19 protein-coding genes and 5 pseudogenes are annotated in these 25,628 nt (G+C 31.4%); 23 read left to right on the forward strand and 1 reads right to left on the reverse strand.

Annotated features, from left to right (window positions below; all coding sequences use genetic code 11):
• Nucleotides 1–983 precede the first annotated feature (983 nt).
• The 18 genes and pseudogenes from JFT89_RS10180 to JFT89_RS10260 all read left to right on the forward strand — a co-directional run bounded on the left by JFT89_RS10180 (nt 984) and on the right by JFT89_RS10260 (nt 19,655).
• Nucleotides 984–2,083: pseudogene (locus JFT89_RS10180) on the forward strand (conjugal transfer protein).
• 8 nt (nt 2,084–2,091) lie between these two features.
• Nucleotides 2,092–2,280: pseudogene (locus tag JFT89_RS10185) on the forward strand (hypothetical protein); the annotation flags it as partial.
• Nucleotides 2,281–2,983: 703 nt separating this feature from the next.
• Nucleotides 2,984–3,262 (forward strand): hypothetical protein, encoded by a 279-nt coding sequence (locus JFT89_RS10190; RefSeq protein WP_016096904.1) that lies wholly within the window; start codon nt 2,984–2,986, stop codon nt 3,260–3,262.
• 640 nt (nt 3,263–3,902) lie between these two features.
• Nucleotides 3,903–4,307 (forward strand): annotated as a pseudogene (locus tag JFT89_RS10195) (S1C family serine protease); the annotation flags it as partial.
• Between the two features lie 263 nt (nt 4,308–4,570).
• The gene (locus JFT89_RS10200) at nt 4,571–5,995 is read left to right on the forward strand and encodes an ABC transporter permease (RefSeq protein ID WP_201039897.1); all 1,425 of its coding nucleotides are present in this window, start codon (nt 4,571–4,573) and stop codon (nt 5,993–5,995) included.
• Nucleotides 5,996–6,006: 11 nt separating this feature from the next.
• The gene (locus tag JFT89_RS10205; protein WP_016096900.1) at nt 6,007–6,693 is read left to right on the forward strand and encodes an ABC transporter ATP-binding protein; all 687 of its coding nucleotides are present in this window, start codon (nt 6,007–6,009) and stop codon (nt 6,691–6,693) included.
• A gap of 251 nt (nt 6,694–6,944) precedes the next feature.
• Nucleotides 6,945–7,028: pseudogene (locus tag JFT89_RS30635) on the forward strand (GNAT family N-acetyltransferase); the annotation flags it as partial.
• Nucleotides 7,029–7,311: 283 nt separating this feature from the next.
• Nucleotides 7,312–7,788 (forward strand): GNAT family N-acetyltransferase, encoded by a 477-nt coding sequence (locus JFT89_RS10210; protein WP_016096899.1) that lies wholly within the window; start codon nt 7,312–7,314, stop codon nt 7,786–7,788.
• A gap of 711 nt (nt 7,789–8,499) precedes the next feature.
• Nucleotides 8,500–9,828, forward strand: a complete 1,329-nt coding sequence (locus JFT89_RS10215; protein ID WP_016096898.1) for a nucleotide sugar dehydrogenase — start codon at nt 8,500–8,502, stop codon at nt 9,826–9,828.
• Nucleotides 9,829–9,836: 8 nt separating this feature from the next.
• Complete coding sequence (locus JFT89_RS10220) at nt 9,837–10,994, forward strand: DegT/DnrJ/EryC1/StrS family aminotransferase (protein WP_002068789.1); 1,158 nt, start codon at nt 9,837–9,839, stop codon at nt 10,992–10,994.
• 6 nt (nt 10,995–11,000) lie between these two features.
• Nucleotides 11,001–11,924 (forward strand): NAD-dependent epimerase/dehydratase family protein, encoded by a 924-nt coding sequence (locus tag JFT89_RS10225; protein WP_201039898.1) that lies wholly within the window; start codon nt 11,001–11,003, stop codon nt 11,922–11,924.
• Nucleotides 11,899–13,140, forward strand: coding sequence for an aminotransferase class V-fold PLP-dependent enzyme (locus JFT89_RS10230; RefSeq protein ID WP_201039899.1), 1,242 nt, complete (start codon nt 11,899–11,901; stop codon nt 13,138–13,140). The genes JFT89_RS10225 and JFT89_RS10230 overlap by 26 nt, the downstream gene beginning before the upstream one ends.
• Before the next feature lie 11 nt (nt 13,141–13,151).
• Entirely contained in the window at nt 13,152–14,033 is an 882-nt protein-coding gene (locus JFT89_RS10235) for a GNAT family N-acetyltransferase (RefSeq protein ID WP_201039900.1), read from the forward strand.
• 3 nt (nt 14,034–14,036) lie between these two features.
• Entirely contained in the window at nt 14,037–14,726 is a 690-nt protein-coding gene (locus JFT89_RS10240; protein WP_201039901.1) for a WbqC family protein, read from the forward strand.
• 6 nt (nt 14,727–14,732) lie between these two features.
• Complete coding sequence (locus tag JFT89_RS10245; protein ID WP_002068796.1) at nt 14,733–15,410, forward strand: PIG-L deacetylase family protein; 678 nt, start codon at nt 14,733–14,735, stop codon at nt 15,408–15,410.
• Nucleotides 15,411–15,421: 11 nt separating this feature from the next.
• Entirely contained in the window at nt 15,422–16,357 is a 936-nt protein-coding gene (locus tag JFT89_RS10250; RefSeq protein WP_016096893.1) for an apurinic/apyrimidinic endonuclease family protein, read from the forward strand.
• A 105-nt stretch (nt 16,358–16,462) separates the two neighbouring features.
• On the forward strand, nt 16,463–17,860 hold the full coding sequence (locus JFT89_RS10255) for a M28 family metallopeptidase (RefSeq protein ID WP_201039902.1): 1,398 nt from the start codon (nt 16,463–16,465) through the stop codon (nt 17,858–17,860).
• Nucleotides 17,861–18,380: 520 nt separating this feature from the next.
• Nucleotides 18,381–19,655: an MDR family MFS transporter gene (locus tag JFT89_RS10260; protein WP_016096891.1), complete on the forward strand. Its 1,275-nt coding sequence runs from the start codon at nt 18,381–18,383 to the stop codon at nt 19,653–19,655.
• A 179-nt stretch (nt 19,656–19,834) separates the two neighbouring features.
• Here JFT89_RS10260 and JFT89_RS10265 read toward each other — a convergent pair whose 3' ends face one another.
• On the reverse strand, nt 19,835–20,302 hold the full coding sequence (locus tag JFT89_RS10265) for an RsfA family transcriptional regulator (RefSeq protein WP_016096890.1): 468 nt from the start codon (nt 20,300–20,302) through the stop codon (nt 19,835–19,837).
• A 687-nt stretch (nt 20,303–20,989) separates the two neighbouring features.
• Here JFT89_RS10265 and JFT89_RS10270 point away from each other — a divergent pair.
• The 5 genes and pseudogenes from JFT89_RS10270 to JFT89_RS10290 all read left to right on the forward strand — a co-directional run bounded on the left by JFT89_RS10270 (nt 20,990) and on the right by JFT89_RS10290 (nt 25,213).
• Nucleotides 20,990–22,630, forward strand: coding sequence for a S8 family peptidase (locus JFT89_RS10270; protein ID WP_016096889.1), 1,641 nt, complete (start codon nt 20,990–20,992; stop codon nt 22,628–22,630).
• Nucleotides 22,631–23,058: 428 nt separating this feature from the next.
• The gene (locus tag JFT89_RS10275) at nt 23,059–23,406 is read left to right on the forward strand and encodes a YxeA family protein (protein WP_016096888.1); all 348 of its coding nucleotides are present in this window, start codon (nt 23,059–23,061) and stop codon (nt 23,404–23,406) included.
• A 233-nt stretch (nt 23,407–23,639) separates the two neighbouring features.
• Nucleotides 23,640–24,047 carry a type VII toxin-antitoxin system MntA family adenylyltransferase antitoxin gene (mntA, locus tag JFT89_RS10280; protein WP_016093855.1) on the forward strand — a complete coding sequence of 136 codons (408 nt, stop codon included), beginning with the start codon at nt 23,640–23,642 and terminating at the stop codon, nt 24,045–24,047.
• Nucleotides 24,037–24,450 (forward strand): type VII toxin-antitoxin system HepT family RNase toxin, encoded by a 414-nt coding sequence (gene hepT, locus JFT89_RS10285; protein ID WP_016093854.1) that lies wholly within the window; start codon nt 24,037–24,039, stop codon nt 24,448–24,450. The genes mntA and hepT overlap by 11 nt, the downstream gene beginning before the upstream one ends.
• Before the next feature lie 352 nt (nt 24,451–24,802).
• Nucleotides 24,803–25,213: pseudogene (locus JFT89_RS10290) on the forward strand (hypothetical protein).
• The last annotated feature ends 415 nt before the right edge of the window (nt 25,214–25,628 follow it).

The following is a 25,628-nucleotide window of genomic DNA, read 5'->3' on the forward strand; positions in this document are numbered from 1 at the left end:
TTGAAAAAACAAAAGTGGAGGGCTATTCGTATTGGAGATAACATGTGGAATGCATTACTTCAAACAAAACAGAGAGAAAGTTTTCAATCTTAATGATTACGACTCTCTATTTTTTATGCAATTACATACATTGCACGTGAAACAAAATGAGATATTCACAATTTTCGAGTTGAAGAATCTGAATTTTTATTTTTTTATGCCATTTCATCTACAAAAAAGCATAAATATTTTTTATTATTCTGTTGATATCTTAATAATTTTGTCCTGATGTGTATAATAGAAAGCTTTAAGTACTGTTCTTATCATGTTCTATCTCTAAATCTACTTAAAATCAGAAAAAATTCTGTTAGTTATGTTTAAAAAGTTGATTCTGTTCCTAACTATGACCAATTTGTTAATAAATTGGTCATAGTTTTTAAGAAATGTGGAAAGTTTGTTCGTAAGTCAGCGAAATTTGCATTTATTATTTATTCATTCACTCGAATCAAATTAACGATGATTATATGTAGATTTTATATACCTACTTTACGATATTTTGTAGTTTTTAATCATCATCCAGCTCATTAAGTACGTTCCCAGTATTTACTTTTTATGATTTTTTGCGGCTAGAGTAATTATGAACCCTTAGCACAGCACTGTTTTAACACTATTTTCCCTCTGTATAAAAGTATTATCTTTTTTCTTTATATATATTAAAGATATATATTATATTAGGTTTTAATATTGTTTAATGCTTACTATAGAGAATAGGTCCTGTGTAAAACCAATTTCATTTCTTAATGGAATTGGTTCTTTTATGTACTGTAATAAACATTTTATTTAGTATTAATCATTCCTAAAAAACTTTGATATAAAATATAAATTTTTTTTATATTCTCTTAGATTTCCGAAAAAAGTAAATCATACTTAAAGTAGATAGTTGATTAATGGAAATTATAATAAAATTTGTAATTTCCTAACCATTTAATAAGAGAGGGGAAGACATGGTAAAAAAGAAATCCCAGAAAAACTCCGAAAAAAAGAAATTCACATTTTTTAAAAAAGCAAAGAATAAAAAAACTGAAATATTAGATATGCAACAAGAAAATTCAGAAGCGCTTAAAGAAAAAAAGAAACGTAAAACAAGGGAGAAAGTTCCAGCTATTACAGGGAAAAAAGTAGGTAAGGTTACATTTTGGTGTGTGATGGGATTCGTGTTTGCAGGAAGCTCCCTTTCATTTATCCAACTTGCCGGTCCTCCTAGAGCAGTAGCTGTTCAAGAAAAGAAGGAGGACCCGTAAAAATTAAAATGTCAGAAGCAGAATTAATTGCATATGCTAATAGTTTTGCCGCTGATTATTTTAACTGGAAGGTTGATATGAATGTAGCTGAAGCGCGGAAAAAACGATTAGAAAAATATTTAGTTGAAGGATTCGATGAGCAAGGAGGATTAAATAGAGATACTTAAAAAAATGCTTCTAGTACTTTAGTTAAGTCGGAAGCAGTAGAAGTCCGTCAAAAAGGAAATGAAGCAGAAGTTACATTGAAAAGCATTCAGAAGCTAGAAACTGTAAATAATCCAGCTCCTGGAACGACTCAAGCCCCAGTTACATCAAAAGAACCTAAAGAGGTTACAAGGTACTTTTCTATTCCTATTTTAATGGAGAAAGGCAAAATGGTAGTTCCTAATAACCCTACTATCGTCCATGGAGAGAAAGCAAAGGCTCTATACAAAGTAGCTACATTCAAACCAGAAGGACGAGAAATTAATGACGATGCAGAAGTGAAAAAAGTAGAACAATTTTTTCAATCTGTATTTAAAGTCTACACAGAAGGAACACCAGAAGAAATTGCTTATTACTTTGAAAAAAGTAATATATCAAACGGACTTAAAGGCATTATGACATTTAGCAAATTAGAAAACCTTCGTATTTATGAAGATAAAGGTTATAAAGTCTTAGTTGATGCAAAATTAAAAGACAACGATAGCAGCTTAGAGTACACATACACATATGACTTAAATTTAGTAAATAAAGATAACAAGTTTTCAATTAGCTCTATGAAAAACTTTGAAAATACGTTAGAGAAAGTGGAGGATAAATAATTATGGAGCTTTTGGGATTAGATATGTTAGTAGAGGATTCAAATCCAGAACACAATGTAGGTTCGGAATATAGTAATGTAACTTTGTTTGAAGTCGATGAAAATGGTAAGTACACTATAATTGCTACTCCTAAATACGATGAGTTAAGGGACAATTACTTTTATGGTGATTACGCAGCTAAAAAAAATATAGAATAGAATTTTAGGTTGAATTATCACAAAGTTCAATCGTTTATTTAATTATATAGACGAAATAATTATTTTCCCTAAAAATATTGGGGACTTAAGGGGATAGAATGAATCTTCTTCAACAATTGGGCGCTATTTTTGAAGAAACCTTAGATTTTTAAACGACTTTATTGTTATATTTTTGAGTACAGTTAAGTATCTTATATCGAAAATTAAACAACTATATTTTAACCCCGTCCTAAAATTAGAACGGGGTTATGCTTGTTTTAGGTTTTAAAAATTTAATAGCTTTATTGTCTTTTTACATTTAACACTTAATCAATTATTTTTGCAACTTTATATAAGGATTTAAATATTTATGAATTATCACGTTGTGTAACCATAATCGGTTAGCAAAGGCGATGGGACAACTGAAGTATTGAACGAACCTATGGAGGATAAATGAGAAGATTCTTAGTCTTCTCTCAACCACCAAACGTAAAGCGAATAGCTAAGATAGATAGAAAATTATATGATGCGGTGGCTTAGAGAGGGTTGAGAGTAATCTTGACCTTGGAAGAGGAACTTTTCCATTTGTTTTTAATAATTTCGCTCTATTAGATATGTGAACTATGGGGAATTTAATAAAACATAACTTTTGAATTATTTAATACAAATATATATAATTATATTGATTTTAATATATTAACTAGTTAAAAATGGAGAAATAAAAATGAAGATAACATTTGAGGTAGTTAAAGATGAAAATTTTGATTTTACTTTATTAGAAACAAAATTGCTTAAAACTTTTAAAGAAGTGGATAATGTAGCAATAGTTGAAAAGGTTGAAGATAAAATTTTTGAAAAAGATGATGTGCAAACCCATTTAGCGGAGATTACTATTAACGTTACAGGAAAGAATATCGGATATAGATTGGTTTCAGCTAGTATATTTATTGTTCTAGAAAGCCTATCAATAAAGCTATTCAATATTAATATTAGTATACATTAAGCATCCAAAATGGGTGCTTTTTTTGTTATATAGAAATTACACATTACACATTAAACATATATTCACACGCATTGTTACTACACGCTAAGGAATAGTAATAAAACGATGAAACTGATGAAACCGTATAAAAACAAAAAGAATCCTAAGATGGGTAGTGTTTTATGAAAGTTGAGCATGATAAACCTCCTTGGGTATATAAAAAATTATAATACATCGTTGGTCTATTTAGAATATTAACCATGAATTGGATGGAATTATGTATGGTTAAATCAATAGAAATTATATATTAAACGTATTTAATGAGTTTGCTAGGTATAAAGATAATTGAGAATCATACAATGATATGGAAGGGTCTTTTCTAGCGTTTTAGTTACCTCAATGTATATGTATCTTTTGGTGCCTGGGCGAGGGTGCTTTTTTTATTGCACGTTATATTACGGACAAGCATATTATGTAATAGGACGAGTTCTTCGTGTCCTATTCAATGCTCAGGATTAACCCCTATTCACGTTGAGAGCATCCAATAGCGAGGGTGCTCTCTTTTTATTGAAAATTATATATAAATGTATATAATACAATTATTGGATTTTGATTTCAATCTGAGGGGTACAAATTTGATGCGACGTAAAAAGGATTTGTTGAAACAATGGAAGGTGGATTTGCAATCCCGATTCATATAGCCAAAACAATCCTAGGGTCTCTTGAAAAAGAGGGAACAGTTAAACGTCCAATGATGGGTGCACAGTTATTAGATGTAGAGAAAATGACAGATTCTGCACGTAATCAATTAAAATTACCAAAAGAGATATCAAATGGTGCCATGTTGGGGAATATCTCAAATCAATCACCAGCAGAAAAGGGCGGCTTACAACAGTATGATGTTGTGATTGCATTGGATGAACAAAAAATAGAAAATGTCGTTCAATTCCGTAAATATTTATATGAAAAGAAAAAATTGGGGGATACAATTAAAGTAACCGTTTATCGAAATGGTGAAAAACTAACAAAAACCGTGAAATTAATGGAACAAACACGTACCGCTTAACAGCCACCTTTCGGTGGTTTTTTCTATTTTACTAGTTTTATATGTACGATCATTCCATTCGTCCTCACTCCACATTAATGGACTGGCTCTCTACCAATATTCAAAGTCGATTGCGTATTCTAATTTGTGTTCCAGTTTTTCTTGCCTAGGTCAAAGAATCACTACACATAAACTCCTTATATCTCTAGATAAACTACTGAGTAACTCCATACAAACTCTAGATAGCGTATATAGAATAACAGCTATCAAGGAGGTTAGGAAAAATGAATTTTATAAAACGTGCAATGCTCAGTATGAAAAAAAGAATAGGAACATCATTAATTTTGATGGCAGTCTTCCTGATTGTTACAAATTTAGTGCTGGCAGGATTCACAATCCAAAATGCATCAAAAAAAGCTGCTGATGCAGCAAGAAAAAAACTAGGTGCAGATGTTACTTTAGGTCTTGATTTTGACAAATTAGGTCAACAAGCTAGGGAAACTGGCGAGATGCCTAAGCCGCCGAAGCTCAACACAAAAGAAGCAGACCAATTAGCGAAGTCCAAGCATGTAAAAGACTATAATTATATAACCAATAATTTCGGAATTGCGGATGGGTTTAAATTAGTAGGAGCTTCAGAAGGAGAAGGAAAAGGAAAAGGTAACGTTGCAATGGTGGGAGGATCAGGTTCAGGTTCAGAAATAGATATGAATTCTTCTCTTATGATAGAAGGAGTTCGCAAGACTTTATTACAAGAAAGTTTTAAAAATGGAAAAAGTAAAATCGTTGATGGAAAACCAATTACAGAACAGATGCAAGATCAGAATGTAGCTTTAATGGAAAAACGATTAGCGGAACAAAACAATTTGAAAGTAGGAGATAAAGTTAAAGTTCAATCAGGGGATAAGAAGGAAACTCTTGAAGTTGAAATTATCGGTATTTACGAAACGAATGAGCAACCAATGGGTCAAAACCCCCCTCCTATGATGAATCCAGCTAATAAACTATATATGCCTTACTCTACTTTAAAAAAATTAGAAACAGATGAAGGTATGAGTAGTAGTATTCAAGTTGTGTACTTATTGAACGATCCACAATACATTGATGCATTTAAACAAGAAGCAAAAAAATCTGATATTGATTTTAATTATTTTAAGTTAGATGTACAAGATTCATTGTACAAGCAAATGATTGGTCCTATCGAAAATATCGCTTCTACGTCTCAAATGATCATCTATATGGTATCTATTGCAGGTGCGATTATCTTAGGATTAATTATTATGTTATCGATTAAAGCACGTCGTAAGGAAATGGGGATTTTATTGTCCATTGGAGAGAAAAAATGGAAACTGATGGCGCAGTTCGTAGTAGAAGTAGTATGTATTGCTATTTTAGCGTTTGGATTATCCCTAACAACAGGAGCTAAAGTTTCTCAATTCGTAGGGGATAACTTACTTTCGGGTGAAATTGCTACAGCAAGTGAAGAAACAGACACCTCACAAAATAGTACTGTAATGGTGGCTGGACCTGGTGGTAGTCTACAAGACCAAAAAAAGGAGCCAATTGATAAAATTGATGTAAGTGTAACGGGAGAGGATGTAGGGAAAATGGGGGGAATTGGACTAGCTATTGCTATATTAGCAACGCTTCTTCCAGCATTATCTATTCTACGCTTAAATCCAAAACAAATTCTTTTAAAAGATGAATAAGGAGGCTCGATATGGAGACGATTTTACAATTTAAAAACTTAGATTATTATTATGAAAGTAATGGGAAAAAAGTAACGATACTAGATAATGTTAATTTTTCTTTTCAAAAAGGGCATTTTTACACGATTTTAGGGCCCTCTGGATCTGGAAAAACCACAACTCTTAGCTTAGGTTGTGGGCTGGACATACCTAAAAACGGTTATGTACTATATAATGGCAAGGATATTCGAAAAATTGGTTTGGATCGATACCGTAATCAAAATGTATCTGTAATTTTCCAATCGTATAATTTGATTACCTATATGACCGCTCTTCAGAATGTACTAACGGCAATGGAAATTACAGGTGTGAAGGTACAAAATAAAAAAGCAAGAGCATTAGAATTATTAGAGAAGGTAGGACTCACAGAAGTAGAAGCGAAACGAAATGTCTTGCAACTAAGTGGTGGACAACAACAACGTGTAGCAATTGCTCGAGCACTATCTTGCAATGTCGATTTATTGATTGCTGATGAACCAACAGGAAACCTTGATGGAGAAACAGCAAATGAAATTATTGAGTTGTTTCAGGAGCTCGCTCATCAAGAGGATAAATGTGTAATTGTAGTTACGCATTCACAAGAAGTTGCAAAAAAATCGGATCGAGCAGTTTATTTAAGGAAAAAGAAGTTAGTAGTAAACGAAATTAATAATATTTAAGAAAAAAGCTAATTTCGTTCTTAATACACGTAATTTTCAAAATTAAAATTTATGGCTGTTAATATTTGTTATATAATATATTTGTCAAAGCATTACCCCTGTAATTTCTATGATGAATCTGTAAGATAGTTTGTTTGTCTCGTATATTCATCTGAAACTAAAAAGAACTTGTAGAGATTCCTACAAGTTCTTTTTGTTTTAAGGGTTAAATGTGGATTTGAAATAAAGTTACGATTTTTTGAGGGGAGGGAATAAATGTAAAAGTTTGTAAAAAAGAGAGGTTTTTAATACGAAAATTTGAGTTCAAAGATTGGCAAGCTGTCCATGAGTATACGCCATCAGGTGGTTTTGGTGCTACATAGCAAGAAGAAATGAAAAAACAGAAATAAAATAACGTATATACCTATTATGTGGATTAATTGGTAAATTTATAGTTTCTATCATATTTTATGATATTTATTCTATAAAATTCGAAAAGATGACAGAGTGTTGGAAACCCAAGAGGATTTCTCAACACTCTGTCTATTACTAAATATTAATATTGTTGTTGATATTGTCTTATAAGAAGGAATTCATTTAAGATATTAATTGAAAATATTAATTGGGAGGATGTTAGAAATGGAATTAAATAATTGGGATGGAATTAGTATAGAAAAAGGTACAAGTATTAACATGGAAGAAATGGAGTTATTATTACTAGCTGATCCCTCAACAGAAGTAGTTAATGGGTATCTTAAAAAGGGGGATTGTTTTGTTTTAAAAAAAGGTGCTGTTACTGTGGGTATTATGATTTTAATTCCTACCCGAACTGAAACAATTGAGATTATAAATATAGCAGTTTCCGAAAAAGAGCAAGGAAAAGGATATGGGAAATATTTACTTAGATTTGCTATAGACTATGCTAAAAAAGAAGAATATAAAACTATAGAAATAGGCACGGGGAATTCTAGTTTAATGCAATTAGGCCTTTATCAAAAATGTGGTTTTAGAATAACCAGTGTGGATAAGGACTTTTTCTTACGCAATTATAATGAAGAAATATATGAAAATGGTATTCAATGTATGGATATGATTAGGTTAACGCAAAATATATAAAAATTATTTGTACATAAAAATCGCAACGTCCATTAAATGTGGAGAGTTGCGATTTTTTGATGTAATGCGTCATTATGATTTGTGGGTAGTAAGAGCGAGTATATGTATTTGTGAATTATTACAAGATAAACAAGTGTTAATAAATGTATCTGTTATGTCAACAATTTGAATATATTTCAAATTGTTTTTTATAATTCAGATAGATTTTTTTCCATTAATTTTAATAAAAAGTAAAAAATATGAAATTCATCCGTTTTAGTTATAATTAAATATTCATTTGAATAATCGTTATGTGTAATTTATTGGATAATGATGAGTGTAATTTTTACTTTATTATGGGATGAAATTCTTACTAAATGTAGATATAACAACTATTATGTCGTTTCAATGATATAAAAATGTACAGTTCTTAAAATTAGAATTTTCATAATAATAAATATTATTATGTATTGAGAAAGTAAAAAATTAGAAAAAAATCAATTGAATCCCATGAAATAACGTGTGAATATTATAGATATAAGAAAACACTTTGATGTTTGAGGTGATTTTTCTACAAATTTAAATGCTTATTACATTAGGAGGAATGATAGTATTAATAATTTAGTTTGTTGCTAATTCAGTATTTTATATGCATCCATGGGCTTTTAGAACGCACAGTTCTTATTTGCTAGTAAGAATTTTAATATTAAATTTCTGGGGAAGTGATAAGTAATGGTCACTGCATTAAATAATGAAATTAAAAAATCATTAGTTGAAAAAATTGTGAATAAAAGTGCGTGTATTGGATATATTGGTCTGGGATATGTTGGACTACCATCGGCTCTTAAATGTTTAGAAGCAGGTTATGAGGTAAGAGGATTCGATAAAAGCACAGCTAAAATAGAAAAATTAGAATGTGGAACAAGTTATATCAGTGATATACAGGATACCGAAATCCAAGATGCTTTACATACAAATAGGTTTTTTATTAGTACAGAAATGAAATATATAAATGGATGTGATGTTGTCGTTATATGTGTTCCTACTCCTTTAGAAAAAGATAGTAAACAACCAGATTTAACATATATTCATTCAGCAGCTAATGAAATAGTCAAGTACATTAGAAAGGGTACATTAGTCATTCTAGAAAGTACTACTTATCCAGGTACAACAAGAGAAGAGATTTTATATAAATTAGAACATGAAACCAATTTTGAAATTGGTACAGATATTTTTGTAGCATACTCTCCAGAGAGGATTGACCCTGCGAATAAATCATTTTCAATCCAAGATATTATTAAAATTGTAGGTGGAGTTACGTCTAATTGTACAGATTGTGCTGCAGCCTTTTACAGTAACCTAATTAATGGGATCCATAAGGTCAGTAGTCCAGAAGTGGCAGAGACAGCGAAGTTATTAGAAAACACTTACCGTTTTATAAATATTGCTTTTATTAATGAAATGACACAAATATGTAATGAATTAAACATTAATATTTGGGAAGTAATTGATGCCTCTGGGACTAAGCCGTTTGGATTTCAAAAATTCTATCCAGGTCCTGGTGTAGGAGGACATTGTATTCCAATTGATCCTATATATTTTAAGTGGATTGCAAATAATAAAGATTTGGCAACAAGAATGATCGATGTAGCACAAGAGATTAACGAAAATATGCCAAATTATATTATTAAAAGGGCATTACAGTTACTACAAGATGAAGATGGAAAGAATGTTCTTATGATTGGCGTAGCATATAAGAAAAATGTTAACGATGCTAGAGAATCGTCAGCTTTGGATATTATGAATGGTTTAATGCTAGAAGGGTATAACGTCGATTACCATGATCCATTTATTGAGGATCTAATTGTGGACAATCATAATGTGAAAAAATCTATCGATTTAACTATGAATGCATTAAATAAATACCATTTAATTATTGTTCATACGGATCATGATTGTATTAATTTTGATTTGTTCAATGAGGCAAATTGCTTAATTTTAGATACAAGAAACATATTTAAAGATGAATCAATATATAAAAAAAATATTATATGTTTGTAGGTGATTATATGGTAGAATTTATTCCTTTTTATCGACCAGAAATAAATGATGAAGATGTTGAGGGAGTTATTCGTGCTCTTAAGTCTGGATGGCTTTCAAAGGGGCCAAAAGTGATAGAGTTTGAAGAGAATTTAAAAGAATATCTAAATACTGAACATGTAGTAAGTTGCAATTCAGGGACTGCGGCGTTACATTTAGCGTTATTGTCTTTGGGGATTGGATTAGAAGATGAAGTAATAGTTCCAAGTTTTACTTTTTGTTCAAGTGTAAACGTTATTATGCATGTAGGTGCAAAACCAGTATTTGTAGACATAGATGAAGAGGATTTATGTCTTGACCTCCATGATGTTAAAAGAAAAATCACTAAAAAAACTAAAGCCATTATTGCAGTTCATTTTGCTGGATACCCAGCCAAATTAAAAGAACTTCAAAAGATATGTAAAGAACACGGGTTATTTCTGATAGAGGATGCGGCTCATGCATTAGGAACTAAGTATGATGATACTTTGATTGGTACACATGGAGATATTATTTGTTTTAGTTTTTATGCTACTAAAAATATAACAACAGGTGAAGGTGGAGCGTTAGTCACTAAAAATGAGGAGATTGCTGAAAAAGCTAGATTATATGGTTGGCATGGCATCACCAAGAATGCATGGAATCGTTATGGCGAAAAAGGAAGTTGGCGTTATGATGTTCTATTACCTGGATTTAAGTATAACATGATGGATCTACAAGCTAGTTTAGGTATTAGTCAGTTAAAAAGAGCTGATGAAATGATTGAAAAACGAAAGAGAATAGCGGAAATATACCAGGAAGAATTAAAAGAAATCCAAGAGTATATAACATTACCTAACTATGTAAACAATCCAAGTATAAAACATGCATGGCATTTATTTGTTATAAAGATTAATCCTAATTCTCCTATCAGTAGAGATCAGATGATTCAAGAAATGAAAAAGAGAAATATTGGGCTGAGTGTTCACTTTATTCCCGTTCATATGCATCCATATTATCAAGAGAGATTTAATGTACATTTACCCAAAACAGAAGAAGTATTTGATCAAATTATTTCATTACCATTGTATAGTGCACTTACAGAAAATGAGGTTGAACATATCGTTACATCTTTAAAAAGTTTATACCAATTAAAGGTAGGGAGGTAAATATTTATGAAGATAGGAGTTATTGGTGGCGGTGGATTTATTGGTAAACATGTTACAAAGGAGTTGATAGCAAGAGGTTATGAAGTAATTATATTTGATAAATTTAAACCAAGTATTGATGTTCCTTTTGAAGAAATTGATATCTTAGATATTGCGACATTAAGAGAAAAGCTTATTAATGTGGATGGGGTCATACATTTAGCTGCATTAGTAGGTGTTGATAATTGTCGTTCAAATGAAGAAGATGTAGTAAGGGTGAATTTTGAAGGCACGAAAAATATTGTAGAAGTTTGTATAGAAAATGGAATAGGTAAGTTATTATTTTCTTCTAGTTCTGAGGTGTATGGGGATGGTGTGAGTGTTCCGTTTAAAGAAAATGATGTCAAAATTCCCAAATCAGCTTATGGAAAAGCTAAATTAATGTCAGAATATTTTTTGAAAGAATATGCTAATAATAGTTTTAAAGTCAGAGTGGTACGTTATTTTAATGTGTACGGTTCACAACAAAATGATAACTTTGTGATTTCTAAGTTTTTAAAACAAACTCATAACGGCGAAAATATTACTATTTATGGGGACGGACAGCAAATTAGATGCTTTAGTTATATTAGCGATATTGTTAATGGAACGATATTAGCATTTGAATATGAAGGAGAGAATTTTGCAGATTTTAATATAGGAAATAACAAGCCTATATCTATGGGGGAATTAGCGGTAAAAATCAATGAATTAATGGGAAACAAAAGTGAAATTGAATTTCTTAATTTAGGAGATGAGGGAGTAAGAGATTCTAATATTGAAATATTCAGAAGGATTCCTTCGATAAAAAAAGCTCAATTATTATTAAACTATCAACCGGTTATTTCATTAAATAAAGGGTTAGAGATAATAATAGAGGAGAAATATGGAAACACAGTATCTATATCCTAAAAACCCTAAAAAAATTAAGTATCCAATATATCCTTCTTTTTGGAGTGTATTTGATCATATATATTTTTTGAAAAATATATATAGATCCAATCATTCTAATCTAAAAGAGAGTCTACAAAGCCTCTACCCTAATTCCGAAATTATATTAACTAATAGTGGTTCTTCGGCATTAGTAGCAGGGTTGAAGTATCTAAAGATAAAAAAAGAGGATGAAGTAATTTTATCAAATTTTAATTGTCCTAATGTAATAGAGGCTGTATTAACAGTAGGAGCAAAACCTGTATTAATTGATTTGACTACTGATTACTCACTTTCTCTTAATAAAATAAAAAAATATTCAAATGAAAATACAAGAGCAATTATTCTTACACATGTGTATGGATGTCATGAAGATTTAGAGGTTATTAATTGGGCCAGAGACAATGATATTTATATAATTGATGATGCAGCACAAGCAATGTTCTCTTATCAAAACGAAGAATTAATTGGTAGTTTAGGTGACATTGGAATCTTAAGTTTTGGGGGAACTAAACCCATTCCAAGTATAGGAGGAGGAGCATTACTTCTTAATCGTACGGTAAATGACTTGTGTGATATGGATGAAGAAAAGAAAGAAGAAGTGCTTTTAGATTATAAAAACCACCTGAAAACGCAATTAGCTTTAAGAATTAAGAAGAGTAGGCTACTGAGTTTATTTACTGATTATTGGGAAAAGTCAGGGATTCTTCCTTCTTATAATGATAGCAAATTGGATTCTTTGCCAGAGGAAACGGAAGTTATATATCCAAAAACAATGTCCACATTACGCTCATTGCTAATTGATAAACACTTAAAGAGAACGAAAAAGATTTTAGAAATTAATATATGTAATGCCAGTTTGTGTTATACGATGCTGCAATCAATTGAAGAAAAGTACGGGGTAAAGATTATATTTTCAGCTCAGAATGTTTATTTGAACTATTTCACTATTATTTTCAAAGAACCCTCTGATAGATATGAGTGTTCCGTATATCTGGCGGAAAAAGGAATACAAACTTGTTGGAATTATCTACCTCTAGGTGAAATCCCTATCTTTTCCAATTATGCTACAGAGTCAAAAAATATAGAATTTTTATGGTCTAGAGTATTATCAATACCTTTTAAATATCCTTTAAGGAAAAAAGACCTTAAGTATATATGTAGTCAAATTCTAATATATTTAGAGAAAAAGAAGTAAAAGGTGATTATATGGAAATCGAAATATGTACTGATGCCCGATATTGGGATACTTGTATGGAAGAATATAATGGTTCCGTATTCCATTGTTATGAATGGGGAAAATTAATGGAATTATTACCTGGTGTTCAATTTTTTCCAGTATTAATAAAAACAAGGGGTACAGTAGTTTTATCTCCTATATATGTACAGGATGGTAGGGTGCTGGGAAGTTTAATTGGTTATGGAGGCCCTGTAATCATTGGCCAAGATAAAATAGATTTTGCATTTTATGAATCGATAATAAATAGGAAGTTTGAGAATAAAATTCAAAAACTTTTATTACCTAGAACCATAAATCCTTTTCAAAGTTATAGTGATGAAAAGTGGGATTATAAAGAAACTTATATATTAGATCTACCAAATGATTTTGAGAATTTATGGACATCGTGTTCAGGAAAAGCTAGGACAAGTGTTAGATATGCACGTAAACAGAATGTTGAAATTCGGCCTATAGCTTTAGAAGAATTAGATGAATTTTACAATTTATATCAGGAACATAATAACAGTATAGGAGCGAGTTACTCATTTAGTAGAGAATTTTTTTATCATTTATTTGTTAATTTAAAAGAAAGAATTCTTTTCTTAGGAGCATTCTTAGAAGAAGAACTAATTAGTTCCAGCATATTTATAATGGATAAACAAGTTTTATATTACTGGATTAATATTAATAATACTAAAGGGAAAAATACACAATCTTCATATTTGCTACTAAATGATGCGTTTGAATTAGCAATTCATAATAAATTAAAGTATGCGGATTTAGGATATTCGCATAATAAAGGAATTGCTAGACCAAAGATATACTGGGGAGCAGTTTTGAAAAAATGTTTTTGTTTAAAAGAGAGGATTTAAACTATGATTATTAGTGGCCACCAACCAAGTTATTTACCTTGGTATGGTTTTTTTGAAAAAATTCATAAATCGGATGTGTTTGTATTTCATGATATAGCACAATTTGAAAAAAAAGGTTTTTTAAATAGAAATCGTATTAAAACTTCCCAAGGAGTATCCTGGTTAACGGTTCCGATGCAAATGAAAAATTATAAAGAAATCCCATTGAATAAGTTAAAGATAGACAATACACAAGATTGGGAGCGAAAGCATTGGAAGACAATAAGAATTAATTACTCTAATGCGCCCTATTTCAATGTATACAAGGATTATCTAGAAAATTTTTATTCAGAAAAATGGGATAATCTCAATAGTATGAATATGAGCTTTATTCATTTTATTATTCAAGAATTAAATATTGATACGGAATTATATTATGCATCAGAGCTAGAGGGGATTACAGGGAAAAAAAGTGATTTTGTATTAGAGATTTGTCAAAAGTTTAATGCCAATACTTATTATTCTGGAAGTTTAGGTCAAGATTATTTAATAGAAAGTGATTTTGAGCATGAAAATATAGAAATCATATACCAAAGGATAAGAGAGTATTCTTACTCACAGTTATTTGGAGAGTTTATACCACATTTATCTATGCTAGATGTTTTATTAAATTGTGGTCCAGAGGAAACAGAAAAATTAATTAAAGGAGTTTAAAATCATATGAATGTACTTGTATTTGCTGCACACCCGGATGATGAAATTATTGGTGTTGGTGGAACAATAGCAAAACACGTGGAACAAGGTGATGATGTACATGTTGTAATCCTTGCAGAGGGGAAATCTTCGAGATCTAAAGAATACAGAGAACTAGATTTAGAGGTTAAGAGCCTGTCTTATAAAGAAACGGAGGGGGCATGTACTACACTTGGTGTAACAAGTTTTGCGAGGTTAGATTTTCCTGATAATCGTCTTGATACATTGCCATTACTAGATGTTGTAAAAGAAATTGAAGAGCACATTAATAAAATAAACCCTACGATTATTTATACTCAATATGGTGGAGATATAAATATCGATCATACTGTTGTTTATAGAGCAGTGATGACAGCTACACGACCTCTACCAAATAGTAATGTTAAATGGGTGTTTGCATATGAAACCTTATCTTCTACTGAGTGGAATTATAATGAGAAAGATAAGTTTCTTCCTAATTATTTCGTAAATATTGAAGAACATTTGGAGACAAAATTAAATGCGATGAAACATTATGAATCGGAGTTAAGGGAATTTCCTCACCCACGTTCAATAGAAGCAATGAAGCACAATGCTTTTGTATGGGGAGCAAAGTCAGGATATAAAGCGGCTGAAGCATTTATGTTAGTAAGAGGAACATGGTAGGTGAAGAGAATATGCTAATACCACAGGTACCATTCTTTGGATTAGATAGCAAACAAATTGATTTAAAATGGGTTGAACAAGGTTATGGATTAGAAGCAAATATTTTTGATGGAGAATCTTTACATGATAAGTCATATACAACAAAGTTTTCAGATGTACTTTCTTTTGTTCAAACACTTAATCCATCTTTATTAACCTTGCATTTTCCAACTGATAATGCAGACTATTTAAATAGTGAATTTATAAAAAAACAGTTATATGAGTTTATTAATCTTGCTATAAAATATAACGCAGCAGGTATAACAGTTCATGCTAATCAATTTATGAACATAGCAGAATTTCAAAAGTATAATCTTATTGATAATAGAAAAAGAATTATAGAGTTCTTTAAAATGATAGATGAGGAAATAAAAGGAACCAATATATGGATAGGTGTTGAAAACTTACCCATCATTGGAAACTTAGGTGATGACTTTGATCCTATATTTGTATACCCAGAAGATTTTAATGACTTGGTAAATTTAGATTTATCTAATGTTGGAATAACGTGGGATATATGCCATTGGTCTATCACTTATCTTACACGTCTAGGTATTTCTAAATTATTAAGACAAGAGGAAATTGAGTATAAAGACTTTCATAAGTATATAAATTTAATGAATCATATCAAACATTTACATTTTAGTTCTTTTAAACATTTGACGATTCCTTATAGTGAGGTACGCTGCTTTGAGGGAGAAAGTCCGACTAATGGTTCTATTAATGAAAATTTATTACATGAAACTTTATTAAAAGTAAAGAATCAAGTTTCAAGTAGAAATATAGGAATTGTATTCGAAGTACAGGAGACTGATTACACAAATAGAGTGAAATCATGGGAGACTCTTAATTGGTTCCAAAAGAATATTACTGGCATACAAGCAAACTCGAATTTTTTAAAGATATAAAAAGAGTTACTGCTTTAATATCATATCAAGTAATTTAAGTTAGAGATGATTTTAGTAAACCTTTTCTTCTAAATAAGTATGTTAGAAGGGAAGGTTTTACTATTAATGTTTTCTAATAAAGGGAGGACAAATGAAAAAATTAGCTATTACAAAAAAATCATTGTAAGTTTTGGAATTCTATTGCTTTTCTTTTTTAGTAATCCATATGGAGAACCAGTAAAAGTAAATGCTATGGTTAATAATAATCTGTATTCTCGTGTGACAGAACAAGTTCGTGCTAGTCGTGCCATTGAACATATACGTTTTCTTTCTGAAAAAATTGGTCCAAGGCCAAGTGGGACTATGCAAGAACATAGAGCAGCTAAATACATTGGAGATACATTGCAGAAATTAGGGTATGAGGTTGAATATCAAGCACTTCCTGTACCTGATCAATATATTGGAAGTATTTCTTTTAGTATGTATGGGGAAAAAGATTGGCAGGTTGGGGCAGCATCTAATGCATTTATATCTAAAAATCCGGTGGTTGGCTCGGTAGTTTTTATAGGAAAAGAGACCAATATTAATAGTTTATCTGAGTCAATCCATGGGAAAATAGTATTATTAGAACAAGCCGATACTATTGAAAAATATAATGAACAGGTTGAGCATGTAGCGATAAAGGGAGCAAAAGGTGTGTTGTTATATAGTACGATTGGGGATAGAGGGAACTATGGAGAAGCTTTTAATCCAATTTTAAAAAAGGAACAATCGATACCTGTATTTGGACTTGCCTATAATCAGGGGATTAGAATGAAAGAAAAGTTATTACATAATCAAAATGTAGTCAGTTTAAAGGCAAAGCAAGAAGTAAATTTGCGCTCATTAAATGTTATTGCGAAAAAAAAGCCTAAACATACGACAGGTGATGAGGAAGTAGCAATAATGAGTGCTCATTATGATAGTGTTATCGGGGCACCTGGAGCAAACGATAATGCTTCTGGAGTAGGGCTTTTATTAGAGTTGGCTTACAATTTTAAGGATATAGAGACTAATAAAGAAATTCAATTTATTGCTTTTGGAGCGGAAGAAAATGAATCTTTAGGAGCTTATCATTATGTTAATCAGTTATCTGCTAAAGACAAAACACGTATTCGAGGAGTGTTTAATGCAGATATGATTGCAACAAGTTATTATCAGGCTAAGGATTTATATGCAATGACGTTAGATGGCTCTCAAAATGAAGTAACAAATACTGCTGTAGCTACTAGTAAAGAATTGAGGAAATCGGTTGTGTTGACTGGAAAGTTTGATTCTAGTGATCATGTACCATTTAATCAAGCTGGAATTCCCTCTGCTTTATTTATATGGATGGATGTAGAGAGTTGGGATCCTCTTATTTATCATGTTGAAAGGGTTTTCCATACACCTCAAGATACCGTTTTAGAGAACATCTCGGCTCAACGTATGCAAGATGCACTGGAGATTATTGGTACGAGTTTATATTATTTTATCAAAAGATAAGTATTTTTATGAATTGGTAGCTTATTTTGCTAAATTTAGATTTTGGTAAAAGTGTTATAAAGCTCTTTACTTGACACTCCCACCCCTAAAGGGGCCAGCTGACTAACGTCAGTGGGATTCTTGCTACCAAAGGCGAAGTCCATTTCTGGTATCGCTGACGTGCAAGATTGCGGTGTGCCATCACCACTCCCACAACAGACCATATAGGTTCGTGGGCTACGGTACTGTGACCATACCATACAGATTATTGGTTCTCAAATGTTTTTACGTCTTTTGCATGACGACTTAATACATTTTACGGAGTAGAAGAATTTGCTACCCCAACCTCATATGTATTCTGTTTTCAGAGAACAGTCGTTTTAGAGTCTTTTGCATGACTATAAATAAAGTATACCATGTTTTGCTATGCAAAAACGCTGCTTTCATCCCACGTCTAAAGACGGACTAAAGTCCTGCGTGGGCTTTCACGCTTCATAAATTCTGTAATAAAAAATATACAGTGAGCATAGGTGAGATATATATGAGAAGTACATGGAAAGAGTTCAAGGGGATGGACCTTAATGTATGGATTCGCTTTATTGGAGAAGCTTTAAATGGTATTGCAATGATGATGTTAATGCCATTTTTCGCATTATATTTAAAGGATAAAGTAGATTCTTTGCTTGAGGTAGGTGTGATCATAGCTTTATCTCCAATTGCAGCAAGTATAGGCTCGTTAATTGGAGGACATATAGCAGATACTTATGGCCGGAAACCAACTATGGTACTCTCTATGGCCAGTAATGGGTTATTAATGCTGTTTTTTTTGTTCATAGATGGTTTTATAGCATATGCAATCTTATCTATCGGTTTAGGGTTATGTAACTCTTTTTTTGAACCAGCCGCATCTGCAATGGTTACGGATGTAACAGAACCAGAAAAAAGAACTGAGGCATATGGATTACTTAGAATGGCTCATAATATAGGAGCAGCGATAGGTCCTATAATTGGCGCAGCAGTTGTAGTTGTATCAAAAGATGTCATCTTTTTGATTACTTCTGGAACCATGCTGTTTTATACAATATTAATGGTACTGTTTTTAAAGGAAACAAAACCTAAAAATGTCATGATACATGAAGAACCACCTGGAAATTCAATAAGATCCACATTAAGAGTTGTTATAAGGGATAGGATATTACTTTTCTATATAGTTACAGGAATCATTATATTTATGGGATTCTCGCAATCGGAAGGTATGTTACCGCTTCATTTTAGTAATGAGAAGACAATGATTTTTGGAAATAGTAATCCATTTCCATATTTAATGACGTTAAATGGCCTATTAGTTGTTTTTTTTCAATTTCCCATTTCAAAATGGTTAACTCACAAATCGATTGGGAAATCAATGCTATATGGCGCAATTCTTTTTGGTATTGGTCTTTTGGCAATAGGATGGTTACCAAAGTGGTTTCAAGTAATAAACACAAACGATTTAGTTATTTTAGTTTCATTATTAATAGCCTATACAGTTTATACTTTAGGAGAAATGATTATGTCACCTGTCCAAATGACATTTGTTGCTAATTTAGCTCCAGAACATTTGAGGGGTACTTATATGGGAGCCGCTAATCTGCAGTGGATTACAGGTAATATATTAGGGCCTCTTTTAGGCGGTTTATTACTGGAGCATCTTCTAGGGCATATATTATTTACAATCTTAGGTGTGGGATGTGTTATGTCTGGATTTGTTTACTTATTATTAGATAAACTTGTTGAGAATAGAAGCAAACAGATACCTATAAAACAAACATCTTAATTTTAAAAGTGTTATCGATTTGGAAAAAATTTCTATTTTATGAATTAAGTAAAGCGCACGTTTATTAACAATAAACGTGCGCTTTACTTAATATCATTTATAATGTATTGAAATTAATTCATACATAGTAATTTTGAGAGGCTACGGTTTTAATATGATAAAAATTAATTTGATTCTTCTTAGTCGACTACAATCAGATTTCTTGTCTTATCGATATGGTTAAATAACATACGATACTCTTCTTCGTATGTAGTTAACCGTTGGAGAAGGGATTTATTCTCTGCCGTTAAATATTCAATTTGCTGTTGTAAATCGTTCACTTCACTCACTGCTTTATAATTTTGTAGAAAGATAATAATGTCATCTAATGTAATAGATAACGAGCTTGTTTCTTTTGTTTGTTGGATGGGGGACTTGTTATTTCCAGCTTTTTGATTTTGTTTAGCCTGTTGTATTTCTTCTTCGTATTGTTTTCGTAAGCATGAGTTCCAACGAAATCCACAAGCAGCAGGTGTCCTAGCTAATTGCTTAGCTCCCTCTTTAAATGCAGCTAATTGTGTTCCACCGTCACGAATATGCTGAAGTACTATTGTTGCGAGAAGTAAATCGTTATCGTTAGTCCAGGAATCTTGTCTTGTAATTACCATACTTCAATCTCCCTTATATTTTTTTATTATATATATGCAATTAATTAAAGAGATAGAAGACTAACCCTTCTTAAAGTGGGAGATTCTTGGGAAGTATTTTACTAGCCATTTATGTTTACCATGCTAACAGGGTAGCCCCTATCCTAAAAATAGTATTTGTACATTGGACTTGAATACGACTACTTACTTCGCTTGGTTTTCACATACTTCAGTAGCTGAGGGTGATTGAACGTTGAAAATTTTACGTTGTAGACGAATTTCCTACAACAAACTCATATCTTCAGTTTTCATAGGGCGATCTGTATAAGTGTATTTTTACATTTTAGATGGTTATTTCAAAGACACTTTGGTGTAAGTCAACCGAAATTCATCTCCCACTTATCGTTGGGCTAGGCCCTTCACACAATTGAATTGAGAGAATTCTTTTTGGAAACCAATTTTCCATGCAAATTTGCATGAAAAATAAGGTTGACTATCCAATATAACTGTAACTATAATGGTTACAGCTATATAACTAGGGTAATAGATTTGTTTACATGAATTATTTGTATTAATGATGTATAACCAAATATAAAAAAATGAATGGAGTTGAAAATATAACCCTAAATATAAGACGCTTGTATAAAAAAGAAGTTAGGTAATCTATAGTTTTTTATAATCATATATAAATTAAAAGAGGTGCACGATTTGAAAATTTTTAAGGGAATTCTAGTTTCTTCAATTGCATTAACAGCATTTAATGGGGTGGGCGGACTACTCCCAAGTGAAAAATCAGAAGTTGCCTACGCAGCTAGTTACGATTATTCAAATAAGCAATTGAATTCTATTGTACATAAGCAAGTTACTAAACAATTAATTTTGAAATTTAAAAATGAAGCAAATTTGCCATATCAGGATGGGATAGAAAAATTCATTAAAGAAGAAAAACAAGACCCTGAATTAATTGGAATTTTAGCCGAATATCAAAATGTAACTATAAATCGACTTTTTAGTTCTTTAAATCCTAAAGAAATTAAAAATCTAGGTAAAGAAATAAAAGACTCTGATCATATTTCTTCTAATTTGCTAAACTATTATATTGTAGAAACCCAAGGTGATATTGATGTACAAGCATTGCTTGTAAAATTTGAGAAATCATCTCTTGTTGAAACGGCATATTTACAGGAAGAAGAAGCTCCACCTGAAGAGCGTTTATCCAATTTATCAGTTAATCCATATGATGAACCTAGACTTACAAGGCAAGGTTACCTCGAACCAGCACCATTAGGAATTAATGCACCTTATGCCTGGAGTATTAAAGGTGGAGATGGAAAAGGAACGACTTTTGTAGATATGGAGTATGGCTGGTTATTCAATCATGAGGATTTAGTGAACCAGAATATCGAATTGATATCCGGGCAGAATAAGAGTGAACACCATGATCATGGTACCTCTGTCTTGGGGATTGTTTCTGCAGAAGATAATAACATAGGTGGAATAGGGATTGCACCAAAAGCTAAGGTAAAGGTTGTGTCTCAGATTAGAGATAACGGTAGGTATAATACAGCTGATGCTATATTAAGTGCGGTTAACAATATGCAAGCTGGAGATATTCTTTTATTAGAAGCTCAAGCAACTTATGAAGGATATGGAGATAAGAACTATCTTCCTGTAGAAGTAAAACCGGATATATTTGATGCAATTCGTCTGGGAACAAATAAGGGAATTATTATTATTGAAGCTGGTTCAAACGGCGGAAATGATTTAGATCAATTTAGAGACCGTAATGGTAAACAAGTTTTAAATCGTAATAGTCCTGATTTTAAAGATTCAGGGGCAATTATGGTTGGGGCAGCTTCTGCAAGAGTTCCTCATAAGCGTTCATATTTCTCTAATTATGGTAGTAGAGTGGATGTGTATGGATGGGGGAATGCAGTAGATACAACAGATGCTAAACCAAGTGAATTTACAACAAATCTATATACTTCTAGCTTTAGTGGAACATCTAGCGCATCACCTATTATTGCTGGTGCTGCTGCATCAATTCAAGGAATTGCAAAAAATAATCAGGGAAAAGTATATACACCAAGCCAGCTTAGGGATATTTTAAGTGATCCTAGTACAGGAACGAAATCCAATGATCCAGCCTCTGATAAAATTGGTGTTTTACCTGATTTAAAAGCCATTGTATCTAAACTTGGCTTTTCGCCAAACTTAAGCAATGATTCTTCCATTGTATTTCCAGAGGAACAAGAAATAAATAAAGGGAATGAAGGAACTACTATTACATTCCCGAAAGAGGATTCCGCTAATAGTGAAGGGAACTCTAACTTCATTTTCCCAGAATAATTGTAGAAATACTTTCTATTTAGTATAAAGGAATCTTATGTAACTAGTTGCTTATGATACCAGTGAGATAGGCTCTTATGTGTAATAGCATAAGAGCCTGTTTGTTGTACTTTTAACTAAAAGAGAAAAATGCTTTAATCAATTTTTTCAAAATGACTTCTATTTATTTTTATAAGAGTTCACATAATTGTTAGCTCCTTTTTTAGCATATACGTTTAAGTTGTTATAAACCGTATCAGTGCTTAAGTGATACTTTCATCCCATCCCTAAAGGCGGACTAAAGTCCGATATGAGCTTCCCCACATCGCGAAATCTGTAAATGATATTTATGATCTTACAAAAGCGTAATGTTAGTGTCACATAAATGAATTTTGCTATTAAGAAGATTAGGATATAATTTTTGTGAAAAGAGATGTGAGGTGAATAATATGAAACGAATTATGCTTATGTGTAGTGTTGTTGTTTTCTTTACAGTATTATTAACAGGTTGTAACTTAAACCGTCTTGGTACAGATACATATTATGTGCAAATTACCAAGGATGGTGAACAATTAAAAGAGAAAAATGTAAATGGGGATACGACTTACCAATATACATTACCTGGATTTGATAAGGATGGCGAAAAGAAAGAAATGGAGTTTACAGCGTTAAAAAACCTTCGTAAAGAAGCATTTTTACTTATATATTACTCTGAGGAAAAAGGTGTGAAATCTTGGGAAGAGGTTAAAAAAGACGAGCTCCCTACAAAAGTAAAAGAAAAATTAAAGTTGAATTAACATATAAAAGACGCCATTGTTAGAGAAATATATCCCCTATTTCTTTAGAGTTTCAAAAGCGAAAGACTGACAGTTATTGTCGGTCTTTTGCTTTTACAGGAATAAGCACGTAATTTTGTGGTGCTTTAAGTACTAAGAAGGCTTAATTTTGTTTATGTATTTGTTGTAACTTAATGGATTTCGTAATGGCTATGATATAATAAAATTCAAGTATAATAAGGGGGATTAATTAAATGATTTTTCAAAGCATGATTACAGCTATTATAGAAAAATTACAAGAGACGGTGAATCCCTATTGGATAATTGTGTTTGGATCAACGGCTGAGAACAGAGAACGGGAAGATAGTGATATCGATATAGCTTATTTAAGTGACACAACCTTAGGGAACTATGAACGTTTTTTATTAGCACAGGAGTTAGCAAACATCGTTAATAGAGATGTTGATTTAGTTGATTTATCCGAAGCTTCTACAGTTTTTCAAGCTCAGATTATACATACAGGAAAGACAATATTTTGTTCGGATGATAAACGTAAGGTCGTTTTTGAAATGAAAACCTTAAAAATGTATTCAAAATTGAATGAAGAACGACAGGTAGTATTTGATGATATAAAGAAAAGAGGTTCAATATATGAAGAATGAGGTTATTTTAAATAAAATTTCTACAATAGAGCGTTGTATAAAAAGAATCCAAGATGTGTATGGAAATGCCCCTGAAAATTTAGAGGATTTTACAAAACAAGATTCAATAATATTGAACATACAAAGAGCTTGTGAAGCGAGTATTGATTTAGCGATGCATATTGTTGCAGGAAAAAAATTAGGACTACCCCAATCTAGTCGAGAAGCCTTTGATTTGTTGGTTACAGCAGGATTACTTAGCGCTGATCTAGCAAATAAGTTAAAGGCGATGGTTGGATTTCGTAATATTGCTGTTCATGATTATCAAAGTGTAAATTTAGATATTGTTCGTCAAATTATTGAAAAACATTTAACTGATTTTAAACTATTTACGAAAGAAGTAATGGGGATATTGGAATTTTAGGCGAAAGAACAAAATAATAGAGCTGAGAAAGAAAGTAATTTATACCAGCTATTGAAACAATTACTTAATTTCGTAAAAAGAAAAGCGGTCATAAGATGAATTTGTTCATGTTGAAGTGAATCTTTGCATGAAATGTATGTAGATAATAGTAGGAGCAATATCCATATACAATTTTATCAACAAATAAGTAAATATTTTTAAAACTTTTTTTGTTTTTGGTAAATTTACAACAGTTAATTAATATACAGTTTTTGAGAAAAATGATGAATCATGTCAAATCATCTTCATTTACACAAACATAAACGTAGTATAAAAATGAAGCATATCCAAAATAATTAAAGGGGCTGAAAAATTGATTAAAAAACTTATTATTGGTTCTATTGCTTTAGGCGCAACAATAGGAGTGAGTATACCTACATTTGCTGCAACACTACATTCTTCATCACAGCTTAAAGAAACTTAAAATTCCCATGTACAATCTCTACATTCTCCATGGCGGTATTTAGGGCAAACTTCAAGGGAACTTCAAATTAAAAGTAACGATCCAAACGTACTAGCTTTTGAACTAGCAAAAGAAGCGCCATTTTACGAAGAAGAATTAGTAGACATATGTTCTGTAATTTTAGATGCAAATGTAGATGTTGTATATTGGACAAGTAAGGAATGGGTTAGATTTGAAGAAGGAAATTATGAGTTTAAACATGAAATTAAAATTTTTAGAGATAAAGAACGTCAGCAATTAATTACTGCACTAGAATCTTAGATCTTTTACAAAAAAGAAGCTATGCTATACTCCCCTTATAGTAGATAGGATAAAGAAAACACATTAACCTGTTTACTATGGAGGGGATTTTTCTATGAGTAAAATTAGCACCACTGATGAAGTAGAATTTAAGAAAAAAGCAGTCGATTTATATTAAAAGAAGGAATGAGATATAAATAATTGGGTCTTTTTTTGTTTAACATGTGTACGTTTATTACTGATGAAAATCGTAATGTAATTAAATCCATGGCTTATATTTTAGGAGTATGTCCTTTAGTATTTATTAATACAAAAGTTTCGTAATAAGAATTTACTGATTTTGCTATTTCATATGACTTTAAGATAATTGAAGAAATATATTGGATTAGGGTAAAAGGGTTTAGGCTAACTTTGTACAAGTGGATATTAAAACACT

Origin of the sequence: Bacillus sp. TH25 (assembly GCF_016650935.1) — a bacterium.
Lineage (GTDB): Bacteria > Bacillota > Bacilli > Bacillales > Bacillaceae_G > Bacillus_A > Bacillus_A mycoides.